The sequence below is a fragment of the Vibrio sp. 1402 genome (genome assembly GCF_033340275.1).
The window spans coordinates 1-540 of the sequence record NZ_JAWOWE010000617.1 but is presented as its reverse complement, the minus strand read 5'-3'; the positions used below and the strand labels follow the sequence as shown (position 1 = coordinate 540).

The following is a 540-nucleotide window of genomic DNA, read 5'->3' as shown; positions in this document are numbered from 1 at the left end:
TGAACAGGAACACTTTCAACCACCGACCACGTTAAGCCTTTCTCTTCGATGATGGCTTTACGTTTTAAAATCTCTTCTTTAGACCACACTTCACCATTTGGAATGTGATGCAAGGCATTCACAATCCCTGTTGCGCCTGCTTGACGAATATCGTCTAGCGACACAGGGTCATTCGGACCGTACCAACGCCAAGTTTGTTCCATGACACTCACCTTTTTTAAGACGCACTCAGCCCGCTCGAATTTATCAAGCTAAGTGCACAACGACTTCTTAATATGCAGCCACGATAATGCAGCTGCGCTGACTAGAGCCGACCGAAGCCGGCAATGTGGTTAACCGTTTTCAGCGCCCTGCAGAACAACAGGGTTGGAGCTGAATAAGTAACCATCAAAATTTGGGTCATCGATGTCAGACAGCTCCAACAGGCGCTGTTTAACGTTTTCAAGGTGTTGCCACATGGCATTTTTTGCAGCGATAGGATCTTTACGCTGCAATGCGGCAAGGATTTTGGCGTGATCGTCTAACCACTCTTCACGGTAG

2 protein-coding genes are annotated in these 540 nt (G+C 47.4%); both read right to left on the bottom strand.

Features of this window, described 5'->3' with window-relative positions; translation table 11 throughout:
• On the bottom strand, positions 1–203 hold a 203-nt coding region (locus tag R7044_RS27570; protein WP_225456275.1), incomplete at its 3' end, for a mannonate dehydratase.
• Positions 204–332: 129 nt separating this feature from the next.
• Positions 333–540: FCD domain-containing protein (locus tag R7044_RS27565; RefSeq protein ID WP_225456274.1), on the bottom strand; the 208-nt coding region annotated here is incomplete at its 5' end.